This window comes from Phaeobacter sp. SYSU ZJ3003 (assembly GCF_041300735.1).
In the GTDB taxonomy this organism is placed as follows: domain Bacteria; phylum Pseudomonadota; class Alphaproteobacteria; order Rhodobacterales; family Rhodobacteraceae; genus Phycobacter; species Phycobacter gallaeciensis_A.
This window is the reverse complement of sequence record NZ_PXNU01000153.1, coordinates 1-877: the sequence shown is the minus strand read 5'-3', so window position 1 is coordinate 877 and position 877 is coordinate 1. Positions and strand designations below refer to the sequence as shown.

The 877-nt window shown below is 60.3% G+C and carries 1 protein-coding gene; it reads left to right on the top strand.

The window, feature by feature from the left end; all coding sequences use genetic code 11:
* Positions 1 to 876, top strand: an 876-nt coding sequence (locus tag C6W91_RS21180; protein ID WP_370571615.1) for a TM0106 family RecB-like putative nuclease, incomplete at its 5' end; no start/stop codon positions are given.
* Position 877 lies beyond the last annotated feature (1 nt).

The window sequence follows — 877 nt, the reverse complement described above, 5'->3', positions numbered from 1 at the left end:
CCGCATAACCATGAAATCCGCAGCGTCGCCCGAAACGCTTTTCAACATCGATCGGGACATTCCCTTGATCTGGCACATATGCGCGGAACGGGCCCGGAGCCGGGCGACGACACCGAGGACGCAGCGCTTTTGCAAAAGCAGGGCGATGCCCATGAGGTGGCGCATCTCGCCCACCTGAAGGAGGCCGGGCGCACCGTCATTGAAATCGAGCGCGGCAAGCTTGGCGAAAACGCCGAAGCCACACGCGTGGCGCTCGCGGCTGGTCCGGATGTGGTGTTCCAGGGCGCGTTTCTGTCGGGGAACTGGGGCGGCTGGTCCGACTTCCTGGTACGTGTCGAGACACCCTCGGCGCTTGGGTCGTTCAGCTATGAAGTCGCAGATACCAAACTGAAACGTCGGGCTGACCCCAAACATGTGCTCCAGCTGGTCCTGTACTCTGATTTGCTGGCGGAAGTTCAAGGTGTGGCGCCTGAATTCGCCCATGTGGAATTGGGCGACGGCAGCCGCGTAACGCTGCGCCTGGCGGATTACGCTGCCTATGCAAGGATGGCGCGCGAACGGCTGGAAGCTTTCGTCGCTGATCCGCAGCCGACACGCCCTGTGCCATGTGCCGATTGCGGCCTGTGCCGGTGGGCCGATCACTGCGAAGGCGTTTGGCAGGCCGACGACAGCTTATTCAATGTCGCCAACATCAGTCGTGGTCAGGTGAAAAAACTGGAAGCCGCGGGCGTTGATACGTTGGAAGCGCTATCGAAACTGGATCACCTAATCCGTGGCATGGCCGAAAATACACAGGCCCGTTTGGTCACTCAGGGGGATGTCCCTGTTGATGTTGAACTTTGCTTGAAGGGTGGCGTTGCTTTCCCTGAGCCGTAGG